This window comes from Acinetobacter sp. ANC 4973 (assembly GCF_002135275.1).
GTDB classification, from domain to species: domain Bacteria; phylum Pseudomonadota; class Gammaproteobacteria; order Pseudomonadales; family Moraxellaceae; genus Acinetobacter; species Acinetobacter kyonggiensis.
On record NZ_NEGM01000028.1, the window covers coordinates 1 to 23,353 of the forward strand.

Below are 23,353 nucleotides of genomic sequence, written 5' to 3' on the forward strand. Positions count from 1 at the left end.
TTCAGTATGACCATAATCTTGAATGGACTTCCAGCGACCACCCCAAGTTAAACCCACAGATTCAGCAACTTCACCATATAATTGGTAGCCTTTCATAACTTCTGGATTACGTTCTGAAATAACCACTTTACCATTACGCTTAAATGCAATATCGGCAGCCAAACCAAATTGATGATAGCTTTGGAAACCTTTGGCACGGGTAATATGACGATTACCCGCCAATAAATTTTGACGTTCTGGACTGCGATAACCCTCTAATAAAACCATTTCATAACCATGACGTTTTTGCATAATTTTAAAGACCATGAGTAAACGCTGTTTATAACGCGGATTCATTTTATGCCATTTACGATCAGCCGAAGCAATATCACTGTTTGAATGTTGCATATGCAGATCTTCAATATTGGGATTAAATGTTTCAGCCTGCACACTATGTTGTGTATCAAGCTGGCTTTCAGCCATAATTGCTTCTTCAATTAACGATGCATTTACTTCAGCTGGCGGGGACAGCATTTGTCCATCAAGCAAGCTATAAATTTGAGGATCAACGTCTCTTAAATAGTCAGCTTCAATTTTGGTGGGATTAATGGGTCGTGTAAAAGCAAAAATTAAAATACTGCTAAATAACAAAAAGCCAGAAATAAGAATCCACCATTGCTGTAAATGCCAGTGCGATTGAACTTGCTCAGGTGCAGCGGCATCATTGAGTTGTTGGATAAACTGTTTAGCACAATGAAGTTGCTTCTTACTTTGTGGAATAAGAATGACAAAAAAATCTTGTACTTTATGACGTAATTCATAAGAAAATAATAAGGCCAAACTGCTTGAAACAAAAATAAAACCAATAAAAATAGCAATAATCATGGAGACACGGCGGTTTCTTTCGAGATGATTGGTGTTCTCGTTACTGTAATTTGCACAGAAGCTTGAGGGGTTTCATTTACTACAATAGTATTTTCTTTAAGTAGCAGATTTTCTTTTTCTCTGTCTTGTGCTGTTAATGCTTTATTCGCTGATGTTAATTTAGCTGTTTCTGTTTTTAGTACTACCTTGGAATCAGCACTATTTTTTGCAGTAATTTGATGTTCTTTAACTGTTTCCTTTAAATTATTTAAATTTGAAGTCATTTTTTTCGGATCACGATGATGTGAAAAAGCCTGATTCAAATCCATATTTTGAGGCTGTGGAAACTCAGCAGTATGCTCAAGATTTTCATCTTTAAGAGATGAATCATTATGAGTAATCTCCTGTTGAGCTGGATCTTTTTCTAAAATGCTAGCAACAGAATCATCATGTTCCTCTAAAAATTTTTGTTCAGAAGGATGTGTATTGATTACTGCTAATGGTTTTTGAATTTCATGACTATTTAAATAAATATAGCCGGTAATTAAGCTAAAAATAGCACCAATAAAGAAGCCTGAAACGCCATACCAAACGAGTAAGTTATTTCTCTTTTTTACAGGTTGTAATAGTCTTAAAGACCTTTGTTTATTGTTTGCCATTTTTTATTTTCTTTATGGTAAATAGATCGTGATATAGGCTTGTTCTATAGGTGGACTAATAATATTTTGATATTTAGAAAGTGCCTGATCATTCTGCTTTAAAAGCATAAAATTTAAGCCAATAAATGACAACAAAGCAAAAAGAATCAAAAATATTAAAATCCAAAAAAATGGTAATTCACGATGAATAATATGTTTAATATGATCAGGTAAAGCTGAAAATGGCGAGAAAGAAGGTTTTTTACCTTTTAAAAAGTCAATTTCATCACTTACACGGATCACCAGATGATTTAGATTTTCTATAGACTCTATGCGGAATTTTCCATAAAAGCCAAGTAACATACAGTAATGAAAAACCTCTAAAGCAGCTAATCGATCTTTACCTTGGCTACGAAGAGATTCTAATATTTCAAAAAAACGATAGCCAGCAAGTTGTGAACCAAAAAGGCTTAACTGTAATGGACTAATCATCCAATTATTTTGTAAATCAAAGAATTGAGCACTTTGTTGGGTGACGATTGTTTCATCAAGTAATGCGCAATAGGCATATTTTGCATCATGAATATCATCAGCCGAAAATTGTAGTTTTCGTGCTTGATTTTCAAAGCGATTTAATAAGTTTAAAATTTTATCCCGAAATTCATCAACATTAGACGGAATATATTGCTGCTTCAATAAAAAAACAATATAGAAACCATCATGCAATAAATCAATAAGATTGGTTGCACTACTCATTTTTGATTGTGCTAATGCAGGGTTTAGGCCTATACCAATCAATCCATCTTCAAAAAGCGAATGTACCGTATTATTTATATTCATTGCCTGCTTCCTTAGCTATTGATTATCGCAATAAGTTCAATTGAAATATCTTGGAAACCTGCGGGGATATAAATACAAATTGATTGAGCATCGAGCATTCGTTGATACAATTCATTATTGGGTTCAATTTCAAAGTAGCTCACACCAGAACGGATCGGAATTGCGGTAGGAACTTGCATTAAGTGCTGTAAAGGAATTACAGGAAGTGCCGCAACAACACGTTGTTCAACATCTACTGAGTTGCCCACTTTAAAGCGAAGAGGAACCAATTGAATAAGGTCATGAGACTTCATCATGCCACTTGAAACTGCAATATAAAGTCGTGTGTCTCGCGTAATTTTGTCTGATTCTAGACTTCCTAGCCAATAAGATGGTTTAACTTCTTTTAAAGCAATACTGATATAGCGATTTGAAATAATCGTATCGAGTAAATCCCGTAAAATAAGATCTAATTGTGAAAAGCTTTCTTGTAAAGAATGATGTTTATAAACAGGTAATTGGTCGACTTCATAAGCAGTAGAAAAGGTAAGCAGCGATCCCGTCAAACGTAATAATTCAAAAAATAATCGTTCTGGATGAATATGTGGATATTGCAAAAGATGATTCAATGTTGCATGTGCCGTATTCAAGGCATTAACTAACCAAAAAGAAACAATATCTCCTGAGCGAAATTCAATGATTTTTTGTTCATTCTCACGATTATTGGTTTGAATGGTTTTAATTTTTGCCTTAATTATATTTAGAGTGCGTTTTAACGCTGAAATGAGCGTTTCACATGCTGCAATATGCAAGATCGGCGGAATAAATTTATGGTCTAATTCAAAACTGCCTGAACTTTGACGCTTCACTTTAGCCACTGGCAAATATAAGAAACCATCTAGTTCATTATTCGGTTCAATACTGGATTCAAAAATTTTAAATTCTGCACGGCGCCTTAATAAGGTGATATCTGCTACAGTTGCATCGGTAAATAAATCATGAGTTTCTGTTAAATGTGAGTGATAACGGCTCGGTTGAGCACTTTCATCATAAGAAATATTTTTTTTGTGCGGTTGAATAATTGGTAAAGCCAAATAAACCGTCATTTCACCGCGTAGATTTAAATCATCAAGCTGAATCGGCTTGGGTAATAAATCACGTGCAGGTGCTTGGTAAATCTCGCCATCTTGCCAAATCATCTCCACTTTTTCTAAAGCCAAAACATGGGTGTTTAATTGCACTTCATCAAATGCAATCGATTGCACGCCATACGAAAAGGGAATGGTTGCACGAATGATATGATTCAAGCGCTGTTCATGATAGGCATCTTGTAATTGAAAATGTTGTGGACGTAAAAATAAACCTTCGCCCCAAAGAATTTTTTCTGCTTTAAACATTAAATTTACCCATCGTTATTTGTATCATTCATATTTTTTTGCACACCCAAAAGCTCATGTACCATTTCTAAAGGATTTTCATTTTTAATCACTTGCGCTAGCCATTCATGCAGTGGTAGCTGACTCCATTGAATGGTTTTTTGTAGCATGTAGCTCACAGGGCTATGAGGTTCATTAACTTTGAAATAATCGGCAATCTCTTGTAAAACATGCATAGCTTGTTCACGATTTTTCAAATGATTTTGAGCCTGTGGTTGAAAGTTTTGTGGTTTCGTTGTGGCTACTTGATCAAGAGGTGTTTGAATCGTTTCGGTCGATATGGCTGTTGTAAGAATAGGCGTAGATTGATTTAGCACAATTTCTTGTAAGCCAATCGCATCAGTTTTATATATTTTTTTTAAACTGCTATGGATCGATTCCAATTGTGAATCTATGGATGCAAAACTGGGTGCATCTATGTTCATTAAGCCATTCAGTACATTTTTTAAAATGTCCCACTGGTTTAAAATTGCTAAAAAATCTTGATAACTTTGATATTGAAAAGATTTTGACGTATTAATCAGAGCTTGTTCAAATTGCTCAATTGATGCATTCGCTTGGACTTGATCATGATCTTCAGTCTGTTTACGGCATAAATTTTGTTGATGTAATAAGCCGTCATAATCAATTAAAGAATAAAAAGGCAAAGCATTTGAAATTGGAATACTCTTAATTAATATCGGTAATTGATTAATTAACCCTTGTAGCAATCCTAGACGTTGATCTAAATCATCATCTTCAATTTCTGGATGTAATAATGCCCAAAAACCACTTAAGCTAAGATGGGTAAGTTCTAGACCTTTAGCTATGCCTGCAAAACCGTATAGGTTTGACCATGCTTCAATTAACCAACTATATAACCGAATATCTTTGGTTTTCTCAGTTAATAGCTCAATGGATTTCGTATTTACAAACTGCCAATCGGCCAGTTTCGGTTCCGCAATCCAATCACCTTGATCTAGCAATGGATCATCTTGAGATTTTGCTTTTTTTATCGCATGAAATTCATTTGAAAATGAATAATCCATCCCGCAAGGGGCTTCATCTGAGATGACTTTTAATAATGGTTCGAGCTTTAAACTCATATTATGCCTTTATACTATTTTATAAATTTTAATTTATGCTTCTATAGCTTTAATTTTATTAGTGCTACGTTTTTTTATGGTTTTCATGACAGGATCGAGTTGATAGATAATTTCATCGGCCTGAACATCAATAAATATTTGTTTTGGTAATTTTTGTTCTGCTAAGCAAACTAAAATTTTCGTTGCTAAAGCAGGTAATACTGAAGAATTCAGAATATGGTCTACATTACGTGCACCACTATCAACTTCAGTACAACGGCTGAGGAGTAATTCAATCAGTGCTTCACTGTGGGTCACTTTGCTAGCGTATTGTTTTTCTAAACGAGTCGTAATTTTAGCTAATTTATACTTAATAATACGTGCCAGTAAATCATCATGTAAAGGAAAGTACGGTACGACACGCATACGACCTAAAAATGCAGGTTTAAATTTTTGATATAAATTAGGTTTCAATTGATCAATTAATACTTCTGCTGTTGGCCATTCCTGAACAGGTAAGTTTAAACAGGCTTGCATAATTGCATTTGAACCGACATTAGAGGTTAAAAGAATGGTGGTGTTTTTAAAGTCGATTAAACGACCTTCACCATCTTCAAGCATCCCTTTATCGAAAACTTGATAAAATAGTTCTTGAACATCACTATGCGCTTTTTCAATTTCATCTAACAATACAACACTATATGGATTACGACGAACAGCTTCGGTTAAAATACCCCCTTGACCATAACCAATATAGCCAGGAGGCGCTCCCTTTAATGCAGAGACTGTATGTGCTTCCTGATATTCAGACATATTGATCGTAATTAAATGAGATTCTCCACCATATAATTCCTCGGCAAGTGCTAGAGCTGTTTCTGTTTTACCTACGCCACTCGGGCCAACCAATAAAAATACGCCTTGTGGTTTATTTGGGTCTTCAAGTTTTGCTTTAGATGTTTGAATACCTTGTACAAGTTGATGCAAAGCATAATTTTGTCCCATTACACGTTCTGCAAGTTTATCTTGCAAAGTTAAAATTTTCTTGATTTCATCATTGACCATTTTCCCTATAGGAATACCCGTCCAATCTGAAATAATTTCATTAATAATCTGTGTATTAACCCGTTCAAATACCAATGCTGTTGTTCCTTGCAGAACAGCCAATTGTTGACGAAGGGCACTGATTGCTTCCTTGTTATGATTTAAGTATTCAGGAGACTGTTTTTGTTGTTCTATAGCTTGAATCTGTTGAACAAGTTTGAGTTCAGCTTTCCATTGTTGTTCAGTATTGGTAATTTCAGTATCTAAAGCCCCAATTTTCTGACCTAATTCTGCTAAACGTTCATCATGAATGGGACGATTTTTATGTTCATTTTCCAGAATTTCACGTTCAAGATGTAAGTTATATCGTTGTGCTTGCAGTTGATCTAACTTTACGGGTTGCGCATTCTGCGTTAATGCAACACGCGCAGCTGCTGTATCAAGTACGCTAATGGCTTTATCTGGCAGTTGGCGTCCACTTATATAACGATGAGATGATTGTACGGCTGTAACAATCGCTTGATCATCAATTTGTAAATTAAAATGACTTGTCATGACAGGAATCATTGCCCGTAACATATCAACGGCAACAGCTTCCGTTGGCTCTTCAATCTTAACGACTTGAAAACGCCGGCTTAATGCCGCATCTTTTTCAAAATATTGCTTATATTCAGCCCATGTTGTGGCAGCAATGGTACGTAATTCACCGCGTGCTAGAGCAGGTTTTAGTAAGTTTGCAGCATCATTTTGTCCAGCTTGCCCACCCGCACCAATTAAGGTATGCGCTTCATCAATAAATAAAATAATAGGATGACTTGAATTTTGAACTTCTCTAATCACTTGTTTTAAACGATTTTCAAATTCGCCTTTAACACTTGCACCTGCTTGTAACAAGCCCATATCGAGAACATGTAAATGTACATTTTTTAAAGCGTCTGGAACTTGATTATTGGCAATTTTAAGCGCTAAACCTTCAACAACTGCGGTTTTTCCTACACCAGGTTCACCCGTTAGAATCGGATTATTTTGACGACGGCGCATTAAAATATCGAGTAGCAAGCGAATTTCAAATTCACGACCAATCACAGGATCAATTTCACCATTTTTGGCTTTTTCAGTTAAATTACTGGTAAATTGATCTAGAGCTGGTGTTTGTTTTAGAGTTTGCTCAGGTTGATTATTGCCTTTTATTGGATGATTATTACTTAAATCTTGTTCAGATAAATGTTCAATACTCTGTGAACATATCTCTAAAAAATGATGTTTCATGCGATCAATAGGGAACAGGTCAAACAAACTTGAAGCACGCACTGCAATTTGATAAAGATCAGAAGCGATTAATAAAACAATCAGCAAATGCCCACTTCGAATCACTGGTTTTTGTTCAGCAGAAGCCAATAACCAAGCTTGTTCGAATAAATGAATAATTGATTTGGCAAAGATTGGGGTACGGCTATTGCCTTTCGGTAATTGCGAAATACTTTCTTTTAAGTCATCGATTAAATCATTCGTCGAAATCTGGTATTTTTCTAGAAGAAGTTGTAAATCATTTTTTGTAGTTTGCTGTAGTAATTCTAAAAAGAAATGTTCAATTTCGATTTCATAATTGTGTTGAGCTATACAGCTGTTGGCTGATTTTTCCAGTGCTATACGGGCACTAGAAGATAATTTTGTAATCAAAATTTTTAAATTATTCATATGATACTCAATTTTATAAAATCACTATTAATTTTTATTGTATTTTCATCACGTAATCAGTTTTAATTTAATTGTTATTTAAAACAATGATTTATATTTTTATGTGTGAAAGCATTTGGCGTATTCTACACATTTTTTTGAAAAATCAAAAAATATATATGATTTATTTTGCTGTTTCACACAAAAAAATTATAAAAAATGTCAAATATTGACAGTTATTGTTAATATTCTTGTTGACTTAGTATCACTATTTTTTGTTAAATTCGCAGCGTTGATTTGAAATTATAAAAAATTGAAATAAAACTGGGGAAATCATGAGAGTGATTTTGCTCATACTAATAATTAAATTTTAAACTTAGAATAATTAGAGTAGAGGCAGACTTTGAATAAAAGTATATTTTTTATATCCATAGTTGTCATGATCATGGTGAGTCAATTCACATTTGCGGATGATCATCGAATTGAACTTAAAAAAGGATGTATTCAAGATTATCCTTTGGTGACTGATGAAACAGATCCAGACTTACTCAATATTTATAGTCAAATTTGTGATAAAAAGAATAAGAAAAACATTGAATTAAAGAATGAATTGTCTATTCAAGCCGCACAAAGATTTCAACAACTGGGTAAAAATTTAAAAGCATTACAACTGGTAGATAGTTTACGCAAGCAAAATATTCAGCATACAGCACTTACAGATGTCTCTTTTCTTGCAGGAGTAGGCATTGCACAAAGTTCTTTACAGCATATGCGTAATCATGAATTGCGTTATTTAAGTCCTGAAATGACCTATCCAGCAGCAAAACAATTATCAGAGAGTATTCGTACATCACTAGGAATACTTGATGCTTCAGCATCTAAATCGGCGTCTAAAGTTGAGATGCAAAGTATAGCAAAGAATAAAAAATCAATAAAAGAAGCGTCCAAAAAGCTTTCTTCATCTCATTATTCGAACAATAAAAAACCGCAGCTTAGTCGAGCAAAAAGTATAAATATACCTCCAGTAAAAACATCGGTGAAAGCCTCCACCACAGCAATAAAAGCACAAAATACAAATTCAACAGCTTCGGGTTCAAGCCCATTTTCTTCATTTAAAAATAACTAAAATAGGAGCATATTCATGGCTAAACGTGAAAGTGTGCAAAAAAAATTACAACGAATCCGCCCACCTCGTGTACAACTGACTTACGATGTTGAAGTTGGGGATGCTAAAGAAATTAAGGAGTTACCCTTTGTTATTGGGGTGTTGGGTGACTTTTCTGCGGCTTCTGAGTTAGAAAAAACCAAATTAAAAGATAAAAAATTTATCAATGTAGATTTAGATAACATTGATGAGGTCATGACATCTCTTGCGCCACGTGCAGCTTTCCAAGTGGAAAATATGCTTACGGAAGAAAAGGGATCTTTAGCAATAAATTTAACCTTTAATGGCATGCAAGATTTTCGTCCAGAAAATGTGGTCCTACAGGTTGATCCTTTGCGCAAATTAGTTGAAGCACGTGAACGATTAACAGATTTGCGTAATAAAATTTCAAATAATGAACGTCTTGAAGACTTACTTGATGAAGTTTTACAAAATACCGATCAGGTGCGTAAGTTAAGCGTGGAGGCAGAATATGAATAATGTTCATGCTGCAACTGCGACCTATACCAATGACAAAGAATTAACTTTACTTGACAGCATTGTGGAGCAAAGTCGTATTGCACGTAATGATGAAGAGCATCATCGGGCAAAAAGCCTCATTGCAGAATTAGCCAAAGAAGTGATGGATGGAACCATTGTTATTTCTGAAAATATGACTCTATCTATTGATAAACGAATTGCAGAAATTGATGCTTTAATTTCTAGCCAATTAAGCAAAATCATGCATCATGAGCAATTTCAAAAAATTGAATCGACATGGCGTGGTTTATATTATTTTTGCCAAGAAACGCCATCACACGCTTTAATTAAAATTCGTATGTTAAATACGACTAAAAAAGAGCTGACTAAAGATTTTCAGGGTGCGACAGATTTTGACCAAAGCACTTTATTTAAAAAAATCTATGAGCAAGAGTATGGTTCATTTGGGGGTGCACCATACGCCACTTTAATTGGTGATTTTGAATTTGATCGTACGCCATCAGATATGTATTTATTGGAACAAATTTCTCATGTTACTGCCGCAGCACATGCGCCCTTTATTTCTGCGACAAGCCCCAATATGCTTGGGCTAGAGTCATTTACTGATATTGATCGACCACGTGATGTTTCAAAAATATTTGAAACGGCAGAATACGTGCAATGGCGTTCATTTCGTGAAAGTGATGATGCTCGTTATGTCGCATTAACCATGCCACGGGTATTAGGACGTCTGCCATATCATCCTAAAGATGGTACACCGACGGAAGGATTTAACTTTGTTGAAGCTGTTTCAGGTCAAAACCATGATGAATATTTATGGATGAATGCTGCTTATGCCTTTGCAACACGTTTAACCAATGCCTTTGATATGCATGGTTGGTGTGCGGCCATTCGTGGTGTAGAAGGTGGCGGGTTGGTTGAAGGTTTACCCGTACATACATTTAAAACCAATGATGGGGAAGTGGTCTTTAAATGTCCAACGGAAATTGCCATTACTGATCGTCGAGAAAAAGAACTCAGTGACTTAGGTTTTATTCCACTGGTTCATTGTAAAAATACCGATTATGCAGCGTTCTTTGGTGCTCAATCGACACAAAAACCGAAGAAATATGATAGTGATACAGCAAATGCCAATTCTGCTTTATCCAGTCAAATCCAATATATTATGGCTGTTTCTCGTATTGCCCATTATTTAAAAGCCATGATGCGAGATAAAGTGGGTAGTTTTGCTTCTGCTGGGAATATTGAAGCGTTTCTAAATGAATGGTTATCACAATATATTTTGCTAGACGATGGAGCCTCTCAGGAAGCAAAAGCACAATATCCGCTTCGTGAAGCTTCTGTAAAAGTTGTAGAAAACCCAGCTCAACCTGGGCATTACAAGTCAGTGGTCTTTCTTAGACCACATTTTCAATTGGATGAGTTATCCGTTTCTTTACGACTCGTTACTGAGTTACCTCAGTCCTCTCATTAAGAAGAGTGCAATTTTATAATAACTTTAAATTAAAATAGGAAAATCAAAAAAATGAAAGACATATATGTACAATTTCGAGGAAAGTATAAGGTTGATGGCGAGTCTCGTGATACGGAGCACAAAGATTGGTTAGAAGTGAACTCTTGGGCACACAATATGCGTCAACCAAAATCAGCAACATCATCAAGTGTAGGTGGTCATACTGCTGAACGTGTTGAACATTCAGATATGATTTTTGTCAAAGATTTAGATGCAACAAGTCCAAAACTTTGGGAAGCGTGTTCAGCGGGTTATACCTTTGATGAAGTTCAAATCGATTTTTACCGTGCGAATGGTGATAAGCGGATTAAATATCTTCAAATCAAATTGAAACATGTTCTTGTTTCTAATGTCATACCCAGTGTAAATGAAGAAGGAGTACCCACTGAATCATTTGGTTTGAAATATGCGGCAGTAGAATGGACTTATAACCAACAAGATATTAATGGTACGCAAAAAGGTGCTGTGACTAAAAAATGGTCACTTTCTAATAATACTGCATCATACGCTGCATAATCTTGTGACAAAAACAGTGTGAAAAAAATAGTGGTTAACAGCGCTTAGCCACTGTTTTTTATCTTTGATCTTAAAATAAGTAAAATATGAATTTAGACCAATTATATCCTTACGGCTTTAGAACAACACTATTTGACCGTTTATTGCCTGAAACTGATCATCATGATAGAGGAATCTCTCTTCAAGAATTACGAGAATCCATAGCCTCGGATTTAGAAGATTTACTGAATAGTCGAATGGCTAAATTGGATCACTTAATTGATCAGTTTCCTTTGGCCAAACAATCCATTTTACAATTTGGAATTATTGATTTTGTTGGGCTATCGACTGCCAATCCAAGCGATCGGGACAAAATTTGTCAATCCATTGAGCAGTCGATTGCTGCACATGAACCAAGGCTTAGACAAATTAAAGTCGAAATGTTACTCGATGGTCAAAACATGGGAGCCTTATATTTAAGCATCCATGCGTACTTAAATATTCATCCTTTATTTGAACCTGTCATTTTTGATGCTTTATTAAAACCAACAACACAACAATATGTTATTTCGGCACGATCTTAAGTGGGCTTTCTGTGATTGAAGAACTGTTACCGTATTATGAAAAACAATTACAAGAATTTGGGCAGCAATCGCGTGAATTTGCACAAAAATATCCAAAAATTGCGCAGCGCTTATCGCTTAATCAGGAACAAATTGATGATCCACACATTGAACGTTTGATTCAAGCTTTTTCATTGGTGGCGGCTCGTATTGATAAAAAGCTTGCCGATAGCTACGAGGTTTTCACACGTTCATTATTTGAGGTGATGTTTCCTCAATACCTCAAACCTTTTCCAGCATGTTCAGTAGTCAGTTTTGAAGATATTCATAAAATTAAAAAACTCAACCAAGTACATGAGATTCCTCAATCGACAACATTGAAGTCGCGTAGTTTTAAAGGAGTACAATGTGAATTTACCACGACACGCGCTGTTCGATTACTACCTATTCTATTAAGCCAGTTGAATTTTAAGACCAATCCCAGTGCTTATATGCACTTAAATCAAAATGCGACCTTGAGTTTAAGCTTTGAAATTTTTAATCAAAGTCATAACCATTTAATACATGAAAAGTTAGCCATTTATTTGGATGCTATTTCTAATTTTCCTTTACAAGTTTTAGATAGCATTTTTTATAAGAGTACAAGTTTTTCATTAAAAATGGGCAACCAGATTATTGAAATTAATAATCCATTTGAAATGATTGGTTTTACGGAACAAGAGAGTTTATTACCCATCGATCAGCACAGCCATCATGCTTATCGCTTATTGATGGAATATTTTTGTTTTGCTGAAAAATTTAATTATCTCAATCTGAATTTAAGTTTTTTAAAGCACTTAAAGCAAGAGCAAAATGGATTTGAACTATTGATTCATTTAAAGTTGAATTTAAATGATCAAGCCTGTATTCAAAATTATACAGAATTAAATATTGCGAATTTTAAACTATTTTCAACACCCATTATTAATTTATTTCATAAGCAAGCCGAACCACAAAAAATTAATCATAAACAATTAGAATATCCATTAATCACGGATATACATCACCCAGAATTTTATCAAGTCTATTCTATTATTCAAATGAATATGATTCGCGAAAAAAGTAATCAAGATCAGGTGGTTTTTCCTATTTTACCATTCTTTGCGATGAGTCATTATCAGCAAGATGATGTCCAATTTTTCTATAGCCTGAATTCAACCCAATTACCCAATAAACTGCTTGAAACAGGCTATTCCATTATTTCTAAGCATTTGTTACCACACAGTACCAAATCTGATTTTATTAGTTCTCGGCTCTTATGTTCCAACCGAAATTTACCACATGAGGCACTCAGTCAAGCCAATAATATACTCAACTTAAATGAGAATAGTTTAGCACGGCATGCTCTTATTTTAAAAAGACCAACGCTATCTTATTCTTTTGAGCAAAATAAAAAGGAACAATGGCGTATTATTTCTCATCTTTCACTCAATACTTTGTCTTTAATGAAAGGAGATGCTATCAGTCATATTAAGGAACTTTTAGAGCTCTATAATTTGCCTAAATTAAAACAAAACCACCTCATTATTGATGCTATTAAAAAAATTGATTTTTCGTTGACACAAAAGTTGGTTGAAGCGAAACCTTTTCCTTTGTTTGTACGTGGTGTAAAGGTAAGTTTACTCATTGATTCACACATTTTTAGGGGACACAGTCTATATATTTTCACACAACTTCTGAGCCATGTTTTTAGTTTAAAAGTTCAAATGAATAGCTATGTCGATCTGGTCGTAACGGATTCAAATACACAACAGGAGTTATACCAATGCGTGCAGAATGTTGGTGGCAAGAAGCCTCTGTAGTTGATAATTTAATTACAAGACCTACATCTTATGAGTTTATTCAAGCCACACGTTTGTTGCGACATAGACCTTATTCAGCTACAACACGGTATTGGGCGAATGATTTTAAATTCTATAGTTCTTTAAATCTTAATTTTCCTGTTTCTGAAATTGAAACACTCAAGTTTGAAAATGAACGTATCTATTTAACCAATTTAATGGTCGGTTTAACTGGAATGCAAGGTGCTTTGCCTTATACCTATACCCATAAAATTAAACAAAGTAATCGTCAGCAAAAAGTAGAAACCATTAATTTTCTAAGTTTATTTAATCACAAATTGACAGCACAATATGTAGATGCAAGTTTGGCATATCATTTACCTATACGTTATGAAATAGAAGCAGAAAATGATTATCTTGATATTCTGCATGCCTTAAATGGCTATCTAAGTTCACAACAAGAACAAGCTGAATTAGATGATTATTTCGCAGAATTTTCAGGGCTAATGCAAGGTCAAAATAATACCGCTTATGCTTTAATGACTATGTTGAGTTGTATTTTTAAAACTAATTTTACAATAACAGAGTTTGTTGAGGAAAAATTTAAATTAGCAGATGAACAAAAAACAACGCTAGGTGGCTTGAATGCCAGTCTATTGGGCGTGAATAGTTTTTGTGGTGAAAATATTCGACAAATTGATGGGAAAATTGAAATACAAGTCGGCCCATTATCTAGAAAAGACTATCTCAGCTTTTTACCGAAACAAAAAATGAGTAATAAACTAAAAAAAATACTATCCACTTGGTGTAGTCCAACGTTAATGGTCGATGTGCGGTTAATTCTAAAAAAAGAACAGATACAGCCGCTGTGCTTAGATTCTAAATCAGAAATCGGTTTAATGCAGGGGGCTTTTTTAATGCCAAAACATGCTGCTGAACATAACTCAGAAACATGTTATGCATTATTGGGAAATATTTTATGATTAAACTCTTGATCGGAACTTTTAGTGGTATTTTTATCTTCGTCAGCATGGCAATTATTTATTATTGGCGGGATATTCAATACGATCCATCAAGTATTGATCTAATCGTATATTTTATTTTATTACCCGCAGTATTATCTCTAATAATGCTTTCACCATATTTAACTTATCAAGCTTATCAACATCAAAAGAAGCGTAAAGAAACACAACAACAAATGCGATTACAACAGCAAAAATTAAATCACCTTGAACAAGAAAAAAATAATACAAAGGCAGAAACGATTCAATGGCTCACTTTAAAGATTTTTTCCTCATTTGCTGTGAGTGCATTGGGTGAAAATGAGAGTATTTTTGAGCAAATGAAGAATTTTAGAAGTCCAGAACTGGATGGTAATTTGACCAATGCTTATGGTTTACCTGTTTTATCCTACAGAATTACAGCACTTGATAATGATTTGCAACAATCGCAATATGATGACGATATTGATTTAGACAGTGCACGTATATTGCGAATTAAAGCTCTAATTCAACAGCAATTAGAGCAACAAACTGAAGTTCTATGGCAGGTGGCTGAGCATTTAAAAAGATCTGCTCTTTTTTATGATGCGGAATTTGCCTACCAGTATCGTATACATCCTGCTTGGGATACTTTAAATGATGAAAAAATTGATCAATATGAAGATTTTGAACCGTTGGTTGAACCAGTTTCACGTTTAAATTACTTGAATATTCATGTCTTATTAGCAGACAACTTATTAGATATATGGGATGAATCAGCTAGCCGTGAGATGTTGTTTCAATTTATGCAATCATTGGGCATTATTTCGCAGCAGATTCAGATTAAATATCATTTTATTGCTCAACAAAGCTCATATCAAAACTGGTTGAATTTATTGGGCCAGATAGCAACCCAACCTGATGAAATATCGTTGGTGATGAATGTCGATTCTGAAATTGATCAAGCATGGCTTGATGAACAAATGTGGGGAACCGAACATTATTTAGCGGCAGAATTTGCCTCAAGTTGGTGTGTCTCGGCTCAAGATACACAAATAAATCATATAGAAGTCATTAGAATGCTGAAAGTTGCATTAAATGCTGATGATTTATCAAGTTTTTTCCATCAGATGATAACCAATCCTGTAACGCAAACAGAGCAGTCTGATCCTTTTATCTTGATATTAGATGATGCAACAGATCTTAAAGCCATAAAAAAAACTACCCAAACCTTTGCGCGGACATCGGTGGATACACATCATTTTTTATATCCCAAACAAAGTTTTGGACATACACAGTCATTAGCAAAAATTTTTAGCTTTATGTTAGGCATGCATTTACCACCAGAGGAGTTTACCGCAATGATATATAGTGCCGATCAAGCTTCAACGCATGCTTTTTTTCAAACTGATATTGAATAAAATCAAATTAAAAATAACTTATTTAAAATATTCATAAAAATTAATAAAATAACGAGAATCACATGTTTTATACCATTTTAGGTTATGTCTGGCAGTATGTAACTCATCCTAAAGCCATTATTGCACTGTCTTTTTTAGTCGCATTGATTTCCTCATATAACATTATTCCCCGAAATGTTTTTTGGGCTTTGGTCACAGCCTACATTTTGGCTTTAATTGGCTATGCTATTTATTGGTTAATGCAAAAATATCATCATGCCAAACAAGGTGAAGTACTTGCGGAAGCCATTGAAAATAATATACAGGTAGAATATGTTCAGCAAAAAGACAAAGATGAATTACAACAGATAAACCAACAAATTAGACAATCCATCCAATTGATTCGTAAGTCGAAACTGGGCGATAAAAAGGGTAATGCCGCCTTATATGAATTACCTTGGTATATGGTGATTGGTAATCCTGCTGCAGGTAAAAGTTCCGCTATTTATCATTCAGGGCTGAAATTTCCATTTGAAGAATCACATCAAAAAATGGTGTCATCTGGATTAAGTGGCACGCGAAATTGTGATTGGTTTTTCTCAACTGAAGGAGTTTTACTAGATACAGCGGGGCGTTATTCAGTTTATGCTGAAGATCGCTCAGAATGGTTAGGGTTCTTGGGTTTATTAAAGAAAGGGCGTCCTAAAGTACCCGTGAATGGCTTAATTGTGATCGTTAGTATTGCAGAACTGATTAGCCAAAGTCCTGAAAAATCACTTAAATTGGCTAAAAATTTAAGAGCACGTATTCAAGACTTAACCGAACATTTAGAAATTTTTGTACCTGTTTATTTGGTCTTTTCCAAAATGGATTTAATTGCAGGATTTACTGAGTTTTTTGAATGTTACGAAGCGAATGAATTTGATCAAGTTTGGGGAACAACATTAACTTATGATCCGAACGCTGAAAATAATGCGGTAGAGCTGTTTGAACAGCATTATTCTGCTTTATATGACGGTTTAAAAGGGGTGAGTAGTACTCACCTGAGTCGACGTTATGCTCAAAACATTTCACCCAGTGTAATGACATTCCCTTTAGAGTTTAAGAGCTTAAAACCCGCACTTAAAACATTTATTGGCACTTTATTTGAAGAAAATCCATATCAGTTTAAGCCTGTATTTCGTGGTTTTTATTTTATCAGTGCATTACAAGAAGGTGTCATTGAAAGCCCAATGACTGAGCAAATTGCACAAGACTTTCATTTATCGAAAAGTATGAATAATGAAAATGGTATTCCAACCAATGCTATTTCACAAAATCATGGTTATTTTCTTAAAGGTTTATTTTCAGAGGTGATTCTAAAAGATAAAAATTTAGTCAAACAACATATTAACCCTAGCCGCAAAAAACAACGTTACCTTGCATTTATGACTGCATTGTTAGGTGTATCCATTATTTTAAGTATATGGGTATGGTCATATCGTAATAATCAACAGCTAATTGCTGATGTTCAAGCAGATTTAGACAAAGTCGTACAATTAGAAAAACAATCAGGACAAGAATTATCAACACAAATAAATGCCTTGTTGATTTTACAAGACCGAATGCAGCAACTGGATCAATTTTCTGAAAATCGCCCAATTAAATTTGGCTTTGGTTTATATCAAGGTAATGAACTACGCGAAAAATTAAAAGTGGAATACTTAAAAGGGGTGAAACAAATTATTTTACAACCAGCCCAAAAAAATATTGCCCTATATTTACAACATATCAAAAATAATGAAGCGACGTTAAAAGCCAATCATGTCAATGTAGAAATTAAAAAAGTTTCTAAAAATCAACAATATTTAGAACCATCAGAAACCAGCCCACAAGATGCTTATAATGCTTTAAAAGCTTATTTGATGATGAGTAATCCGCAATATATGGATTCAAGTCATTTAAGTGATCAAGTGACACGTTTTTGGCGTTCTTGGTTAGATTCTAATCGTGGACAAATGCCACGTGGTGAAATGCTGCAAAAAGCAGAGCAAATTCTATCCTATGCGATGACTTTAGCCAATGATCGTCAGTTTCCATTACTTGAGTCGGATACATTGCTTGTCGATCAAACTCGTCAAGTTCTATTATCTATTATTCAAGGGATACCCGCACGTGACCGCGTCTATAATGAAATTAAAATGCGTGCAGCCGTTCGATTTCCTGCACTCACTATAAAACAACTGGTCGGTCAAAATAACAAAAACACCGTACTCGGTAGTTATGCTTTGCCCGGTATATTTACCCATCAAGCATGGTCTGAACATATAGAAAAAGCCATTGATGAGGCGGCAAATCGTCCAACAGATAGCAAAGATTGGGTTTTAAACAGCACACAATCGGATGACCTGACTTTTAGTGGTAGCCCAAACCAAATTCGTAAGCAATTAACCCAATTGTATAAGCAGGAATATATAGCGGAATGGCGTAAATTTTTAAATGGCATTCATTATGCAAAAACCAATGATTTCAAACAACAAGCGAACAATATTGACGTTTTAGGGGAACCTGAAAATTCACCTATTCGTTCTTTGATGAATCGTATTGCTAAGGAAACCAGCTGGGATAATCCTATCGTTCAAGCAGAATTGGCTGCTTCGCAAACAGGCTTTGTGGCATGGTTTAAACGTAAAGTATTAAATCATGATAAAGCCAAAATTACGCAACAAGCATCGAATCAAACCCAAGGGGTGATTTCAACAGAATTCCAAATGTTCTACCAAATGGTTCGTAAGCGAGATGACCAACAGAATAAGTCATTGCTTGATGAATACATGCAATCCATTGCACAGGTCCGTAGCAAGTTTAATGATTTAAAAAGTGTAGGGGATATTGGTCCTACAGCCATGACTTTGGTTAAGCAAACCATTAATGAGCAAAATTCTGTTTTTAATGGCACACAAAAATTAGTTGATGAAAAAATGTCTGTTGGATTGAATGAAATTGATCAACAGTTATTACAAAAATTATTGATGAGTCCACTCACCCAATCATTCAATAGTTTGTTAATTCCAACGCAGGATGAAATCAATAAATTATGGACAATACAGGCAAATCAGCCATTTACACATAATTTAAGTCAGAAATATCCATTTAATTCTTCTGCGACATTACAAGCAACGAGCAATGAAATTGGACAAATTTTTGGTGAAAATGGCAGTATTGCACGTTTTGCCAGAGATTATCTTGATCCATTGGTGATCCGTCGCGGATATATCTTAACGTCTAAAACATGGAAGGATTTAGGGATTAGCTTGAATCCTCAATTTGTTATAAATTTCAAAAATTATGTTGCGCCCAGTAATGGAATGGCAACCGGAGAGCTCAATCAAACAGCGACTCCAACAGCAGTCAATCAGTCAAATTTCCAGTTTTATCCATTAGAAAATGCTCAATTACTTTCTTATACCATTGATATTGATGGTCAACGTATGGTCTATGAAAATGGAGTCCAACAATGGGTAAATTTTGTGTGGCCAAATCAAGAATCTATTCCGGGTGCACGTATTACAGTCATCGATTTAGAAGGGCAGACACACACGATTTTTGATGAACCGGGTGAGTATGGAATTAACCGTTTAATTGATAATGCACAGCGCACTCAACACAGTGGCTATTTTGAAATGATTTGGAAAAATCAACAAAACCCTAACTTGGCTGTAAAAGTAAATTTCCGTTTAATCAGTGGCGCTTCGGATCATATTGGCTCTAGTCGTGGCTATATTGGAATGCGGTTGGTCGATCAAGTGGTAAATAATAATTCGGTTCGTGTCGTAGCAGCACAAGCAGCACCTTTACCTACTACAGCGCTTAAAAAAAATGCGACCTCTGTATTCGCTGATCTTAATGGAACTCGCCCATGATCTATAAAAAAATACGGAATAGGACAACAAAGAAGCGGGAGAGTTATTATGTATAAAATAAAAACTTTTCCACTTTATTATGGGAAATGTCCTGCACATGGAGATTTTTTAAAGACACGGGGGCAGTCGACTTTAATTCAATTAATGGATCAATGGATGACTGAAGCACTTGAATATGCAATGCAATCACCAGATTTCAGTCGTATTTATCCAAAACTGCCTGCATTAGATTTTTTCATTGCCAACCCTCAAGAAACTAAGTTTCTGGTGGCAAACTTAATTAGTAGCGAAGATAGCTCAGGACGTCCATTTCCGATGCTCCTGAGTCATTTATTAGAGGTAGATACGCCATATGAACATATTTTGTATGCCCCCTATAGCTACAAACAGACATTAATCAATTTATTGCAAAAAAATCAGGTGATACATTCAATACATGATCCTGATATTTTGCTAGATAAATTGAGTAAATTAAGTAACGAAATTCAAATATTTACTCATATAGAAAGCACTAAGTTTTATGAATATCATACGATTCATTCATTTTCTCAATTGATGAAAATAACGGCTTATGAACTTTCTCAAACTATAATTGGATTAGGTTTGTTGCTACAACCTGTTATTCAACAAGGCACCAGTCGATTAAAAAAAGTTCTTATTTTACCGATTAATAATCCAAGTTATTGCTATGAAATAGCCGCGTTTTGGGTCAATTTAATTAGCTATTTTATTGCTAAGCAAAATGTAGAATTACTCATTGGAATTTTACATAGCCATTCACCTGTTCTTTTATTTGGATTTCAAGGTGCTGATATTATTGCATTAAGTGAAATATTTACTCAAAAAATGGATTCAGAACATTGGGTTTCATTAGCAAAAGCAGACTGGATTGATCCTTATTTAGAACAAAATGCAGGACTCGCAGCCTTAGAACAGTCCTTGTGTGAGCGCCATCTAAGCTTAAATCAAGGTATTAAACTTTTTAGACAAACATTTATAGCTGATTAAAAATGATTAAATTACAAATAATTAGAAAAAAAATTAAAATCCTGATTTTATTGACTCTTGTATCCTTAAGCTCTCTGGTACTGGCTGAACCCATTGTGGTTGAAGGTGTTGTACCAAATGAAAGCAGTAAACAAGCAATTTTAGCCAAAATGTATAGTGTTTATGGCACAGATCAAGTCATTGATAAAATTAAAGTAAAACCCATTTCTGCACCCAATGGCTGGAGTGATTCAGTAACTAAAATCATTACAGCAGATTTAAAGAAAGTTAAACAAGGGAAATTATCTGTGCGGGGTACAGAGGTTGAATTAACGGGAAAAATGTTAAATCAAAATGATATTCAGCCAACCACAGTAAATTTTCAAAATATGATTCAAATACCGTATCGCTTAAATATACAGTTATCTGTGAATCAAGCAGAGCAGAAAATTATTGATGATGCTTTAAAAAATAGAATTATCGAGTTTGAATCTGGAAGTGCAATATTAGTCGCATCAGGAACCAAAATTTTGGATGAAATGGCAGTTGCATTAAATAAAGTCGCTGGAAAGAAGGTTAAAATTATTGGTCATACGGATAGTTCAGGTAGTCCAGCTAAAAATTTAATACTTAGTCAGGAACGTGCAGCCGCAGTAAAAAGGTATTTAACAGAAAAAAATGTGCCAACAGATTATTTAACGGTGGAAGGATTAGGTTCAACTCAACCAGTTGCTGATAACACAACCGTTGATGGTCGTAAGAAAAACCGTAGAATTGAATTTGAAGTCCAATAAGTCTTGTTATTCAAGATCTTAAATGTCCTGTTTTTAAATGTAAGCGTTAAGAACAGGACTTAAAAAAGTTGTTCAACTATTACTTTCTGAGCTTTACGACTTGGCATATTTTTCTTGGGATCAAATGAGGCATGATGATTAGATAATGCGTGTCTTCCAAGGGGGGAGACATTAGCGCAGTTTTTCTAGCCATGGCCTAACCCACTAAGGTTTTACAATCAACATTAAGTATAAGCTCTACAGCATTTATACATACTACACGAATCAGTTTTTGTAGAACATTTGCAGTAGATATAGTGCATTTGATATTACTTATGGCACTCCGTATTACCTGATTTCACACAGTACAAGTGTTAAATAAATATCTAAATGACATTACGTAATTCACGTGCTGTTTCAAGAAGCAAAGGCATAATCTGCTGAACTAGATATTCTTTCGTCGTTTTTGTCGTAGGCGAAACAATATTTAATGCTGCAACAACATTGCCTTTCGGTCCATATATGGGCACGGCAAGTGCATGTACACCCAGCTCATGTTCTTCGCTTGAATAACACCAATCTTGCTCTTTAATTTCCTCTAAAATTTTTAGAAAGGTATCATTGTCTGTGCAACTAAATTTGGTTAATCGCTTCAATGGATACTTTTCTAACCATTTTTTTTGCTCATCTAACTCTAGATATGCCAATAAAATTTTACCTGCTGATGTGGCATGTGCCGGCAAACGATTTCCTAAATGGAGTCCATAAGGATTGACCCGATCTGTTTGTTGGTGGGCCGCACTTCGAGCGATGGTAATTGCTTCATAACCATCTAAAACCATCACTGAATAAATAAGCGATGTTTGAGTGGTGAGTAAGTTTAATAAAGGTTGGCAAATTTTTGGCAGTTGTGAACCACTTAGGTAAGCACCTGAAAATTTTAATATTTTAGGTGCCAAATAATAATAATGCCCATCAAATTCTAAATATCCCAAATACTCAAGCGTGAGTAAATGCCTACGCGCTGCTGCACGCGTCATTCCTGTTTTTTCAGCGGCAATACTGATATTTAAGCGATGACGTTCAGATCCAAAACAATCTAAAATGGCCATACCTTTGCTAATGCCCGCGATAAAATCTTCATGTCGAATATTTTTTTGGTTATCTGGGTTTTGCAAAATTTTCTTATCTTCTAATTTAGCCTCATGCATAAGTTAACCTTTATTTAGCTGATCAAACAAAATTGAGAGTAATTGAATATCCATCTAGTATATTCAAAAATTAGAATAATTGTTCGATCATCGAACCTAAATACCATATATCGCACAAAATTACTGTTTTATAGTAGATGTCCAATTAAAAAAAATGAAAAATAAACAAAAGGAATTCTAATGAAAACACTCGGGATTGAGTGATTCAATTTTGCGCTTATCTATTCATCCTGAGCATTAGTTTTCATCCTTATTTATGCAGCGTACAGACGGAGTTGTCTAATGATTGATAAAAGTGCTCACTCATTAACCGAAGCCTTATCCCAAATTAAAGATGGCTCAACCATCATGATTGGTGGTTTTGGTACAGCAGGTCAGCCTGCTGAACTGATTGATGGTTTAATTGAGCTGGGTACTCAAGACTTAGTCATCGTTAATAACAACGCAGGCAATGGCGATTATGGCTTGGCCAAACTGTTAAAAACTGGTGCTGTGCGTAAAATCATTTGTTCTTTCCCACGCCAATCCGACTCTTGGGTTTTCGAT

The 23,353-nt window shown here is 34.8% G+C and carries 19 protein-coding genes; 12 read left to right on the top strand and 7 right to left on the bottom strand.

Annotated elements, in window-relative coordinates; translation table 11 throughout:
- The 6 genes from B9T30_RS15955 to tssH form a co-directional block, all read right to left on the bottom strand.
- On the bottom strand, window positions 1-864 hold an 864-nt coding region (locus B9T30_RS15955), incomplete at its 3' end, for a M15 family metallopeptidase (RefSeq protein WP_086185864.1).
- Window positions 861-1,502: a hypothetical protein gene (locus B9T30_RS15960; RefSeq protein WP_086185865.1), complete on the bottom strand. Its 642-nt coding sequence runs from the start codon at window positions 1,500-1,502 to the stop codon at window positions 861-863. The genes B9T30_RS15960 and B9T30_RS15955, both read right to left, overlap by 4 nt.
- 12 nt (window positions 1,503-1,514) lie before the next feature.
- On the bottom strand, window positions 1,515-2,321 hold the full coding sequence (icmH, locus tag B9T30_RS15965) for a type IVB secretion system protein IcmH/DotU (RefSeq protein WP_086185866.1): 807 nt from the start codon (window positions 2,319-2,321) through the stop codon (window positions 1,515-1,517).
- 11 nt (window positions 2,322-2,332) lie between these two features.
- Window positions 2,333-3,697, bottom strand: a complete 1,365-nt coding sequence (tssK, locus tag B9T30_RS15970) for a type VI secretion system baseplate subunit TssK (RefSeq protein WP_086185867.1) — start codon at window positions 3,695-3,697, stop codon at window positions 2,333-2,335.
- 5 nt (window positions 3,698-3,702) lie between these two features.
- Window positions 3,703-4,821 carry a type VI secretion system protein TssA gene (gene tssA, locus B9T30_RS15975; protein WP_086185868.1) on the bottom strand — a complete coding sequence of 373 codons (1,119 nt, stop codon included), beginning with the start codon at window positions 4,819-4,821 and terminating at the stop codon, window positions 3,703-3,705.
- 33 nt (window positions 4,822-4,854) lie between these two features.
- On the bottom strand, window positions 4,855-7,539 hold the full coding sequence (gene tssH, locus B9T30_RS15980; RefSeq protein WP_086185869.1) for a type VI secretion system ATPase TssH: 2,685 nt from the start codon (window positions 7,537-7,539) through the stop codon (window positions 4,855-4,857).
- A gap of 382 nt (window positions 7,540-7,921) precedes the next feature.
- Between tssH and B9T30_RS15985 the strand changes: the two genes are divergently transcribed.
- From B9T30_RS15985 to B9T30_RS16035, 11 genes are all read left to right on the top strand, one after another.
- The gene (locus tag B9T30_RS15985; RefSeq protein WP_143223218.1) at window positions 7,922-8,644 is read left to right on the top strand and encodes a hypothetical protein; all 723 of its coding nucleotides are present in this window, start codon (window positions 7,922-7,924) and stop codon (window positions 8,642-8,644) included.
- A gap of 15 nt (window positions 8,645-8,659) precedes the next feature.
- Complete coding sequence (gene tssB / locus B9T30_RS15990) at window positions 8,660-9,163, top strand: type VI secretion system contractile sheath small subunit (protein ID WP_086185871.1); 504 nt, start codon at window positions 8,660-8,662, stop codon at window positions 9,161-9,163.
- Window positions 9,156-10,637 (top strand): type VI secretion system contractile sheath large subunit, encoded by a 1,482-nt coding sequence (gene tssC, locus B9T30_RS15995; protein ID WP_086185872.1) that lies wholly within the window; start codon window positions 9,156-9,158, stop codon window positions 10,635-10,637. Before tssB ends, tssC begins: the two co-directional genes overlap by 8 nt.
- Window positions 10,638-10,688: 51 nt before the next feature.
- The gene (locus B9T30_RS16000; RefSeq protein WP_086185873.1) at window positions 10,689-11,192 is read left to right on the top strand and encodes an Hcp family type VI secretion system effector; all 504 of its coding nucleotides are present in this window, start codon (window positions 10,689-10,691) and stop codon (window positions 11,190-11,192) included.
- A gap of 86 nt (window positions 11,193-11,278) precedes the next feature.
- The gene (gene tssE / locus B9T30_RS16005; protein ID WP_086185874.1) at window positions 11,279-11,755 is read left to right on the top strand and encodes a type VI secretion system baseplate subunit TssE; all 477 of its coding nucleotides are present in this window, start codon (window positions 11,279-11,281) and stop codon (window positions 11,753-11,755) included.
- Window positions 11,756-11,766: 11 nt separating this feature from the next.
- Window positions 11,767-13,575, top strand: a complete 1,809-nt coding sequence (tssF, locus tag B9T30_RS16010) for a type VI secretion system baseplate subunit TssF (protein ID WP_086185875.1) — start codon at window positions 11,767-11,769, stop codon at window positions 13,573-13,575.
- Window positions 13,539-14,537: a type VI secretion system baseplate subunit TssG gene (gene tssG, locus B9T30_RS16015; RefSeq protein ID WP_086185876.1), complete on the top strand. Its 999-nt coding sequence runs from the start codon at window positions 13,539-13,541 to the stop codon at window positions 14,535-14,537. Before tssF ends, tssG begins: the two co-directional genes overlap by 37 nt.
- Entirely contained in the window at window positions 14,534-15,955 is a 1,422-nt protein-coding gene (locus tag B9T30_RS16020; RefSeq protein WP_086185877.1) for a hypothetical protein, read from the top strand. Before tssG ends, B9T30_RS16020 begins: the two co-directional genes overlap by 4 nt.
- 62 nt (window positions 15,956-16,017) lie before the next feature.
- Window positions 16,018-19,836, top strand: a complete 3,819-nt coding sequence (gene tssM, locus B9T30_RS16025; RefSeq protein WP_086185878.1) for a type VI secretion system membrane subunit TssM — start codon at window positions 16,018-16,020, stop codon at window positions 19,834-19,836.
- Window positions 19,837-19,884: 48 nt separating this feature from the next.
- On the top strand, window positions 19,885-20,844 hold the full coding sequence (tagF, locus tag B9T30_RS16030) for a type VI secretion system-associated protein TagF (protein WP_086185879.1): 960 nt from the start codon (window positions 19,885-19,887) through the stop codon (window positions 20,842-20,844).
- Between the two features lie 2 nt (window positions 20,845-20,846).
- Window positions 20,847-21,617 (top strand): OmpA family protein, encoded by a 771-nt coding sequence (locus B9T30_RS16035; protein ID WP_086185880.1) that lies wholly within the window; start codon window positions 20,847-20,849, stop codon window positions 21,615-21,617.
- Between the two features lie 365 nt (window positions 21,618-21,982).
- Here the strand turns inward: B9T30_RS16035 and pcaU are convergent, their stop codons facing one another.
- Entirely contained in the window at window positions 21,983-22,807 is an 825-nt protein-coding gene (pcaU, locus tag B9T30_RS16040) for an IclR family transcriptional regulator PcaU (protein ID WP_086185881.1), read from the bottom strand.
- Between the two features lie 282 nt (window positions 22,808-23,089).
- On the opposite strand from pcaU, the gene B9T30_RS16045 reads away from it, so the two are divergent.
- A partial coding sequence (locus tag B9T30_RS16045) for a 3-oxoacid CoA-transferase subunit A (RefSeq protein WP_143223219.1) occupies window positions 23,090-23,353 on the top strand: 264 nt, incomplete at its 3' end.

Bases quoted from the DNA above. Each gene is read 5' to 3' on its own strand.
- tssC (WP_086185872.1), top strand. From the start codon at position 9,156: ATGAATAATGTTCATGCTGCAACTGCGACCTATACCAATGACAAAGAA.
- tssA (WP_086185868.1), bottom strand. From the start codon at position 4,821: ATGAGTTTAAAGCTCGAACCATTATTAAAAGTCATCTCAGATGAAGCC.
- tagF (WP_086185879.1), top strand. From the start codon at position 19,885: ATGTATAAAATAAAAACTTTTCCACTTTATTATGGGAAATGTCCTGCA.
- tssB (WP_086185871.1), top strand. From the start codon at position 8,660: ATGGCTAAACGTGAAAGTGTGCAAAAAAAATTACAACGAATCCGCCCA.
- tssE (WP_086185874.1), top strand. From the start codon at position 11,279: ATGAATTTAGACCAATTATATCCTTACGGCTTTAGAACAACACTATTT.
- tssM (WP_086185878.1), top strand. From the start codon at position 16,018: ATGTTTTATACCATTTTAGGTTATGTCTGGCAGTATGTAACTCATCCT.
- B9T30_RS15960 (WP_086185865.1), bottom strand. From the start codon at position 1,502: ATGGCAAACAATAAACAAAGGTCTTTAAGACTATTACAACCTGTAAAA.
- tssK (WP_086185867.1), bottom strand. From the start codon at position 3,697: ATGTTTAAAGCAGAAAAAATTCTTTGGGGCGAAGGTTTATTTTTACGT.
- B9T30_RS16035 (WP_086185880.1), top strand. From the start codon at position 20,847: ATGATTAAATTACAAATAATTAGAAAAAAAATTAAAATCCTGATTTTA.
- pcaU (WP_086185881.1), bottom strand. From the start codon at position 22,807: ATGCATGAGGCTAAATTAGAAGATAAGAAAATTTTGCAAAACCCAGAT.
- icmH (WP_086185866.1), bottom strand. From the start codon at position 2,321: ATGAATATAAATAATACGGTACATTCGCTTTTTGAAGATGGATTGATT.
- tssH (WP_086185869.1), bottom strand. From the start codon at position 7,539: ATGAATAATTTAAAAATTTTGATTACAAAATTATCTTCTAGTGCCCGT.
- B9T30_RS16020 (WP_086185877.1), top strand. From the start codon at position 14,534: ATGATTAAACTCTTGATCGGAACTTTTAGTGGTATTTTTATCTTCGTC.
- tssG (WP_086185876.1), top strand. From the start codon at position 13,539: ATGCGTGCAGAATGTTGGTGGCAAGAAGCCTCTGTAGTTGATAATTTA.
- B9T30_RS16000 (WP_086185873.1), top strand. From the start codon at position 10,689: ATGAAAGACATATATGTACAATTTCGAGGAAAGTATAAGGTTGATGGC.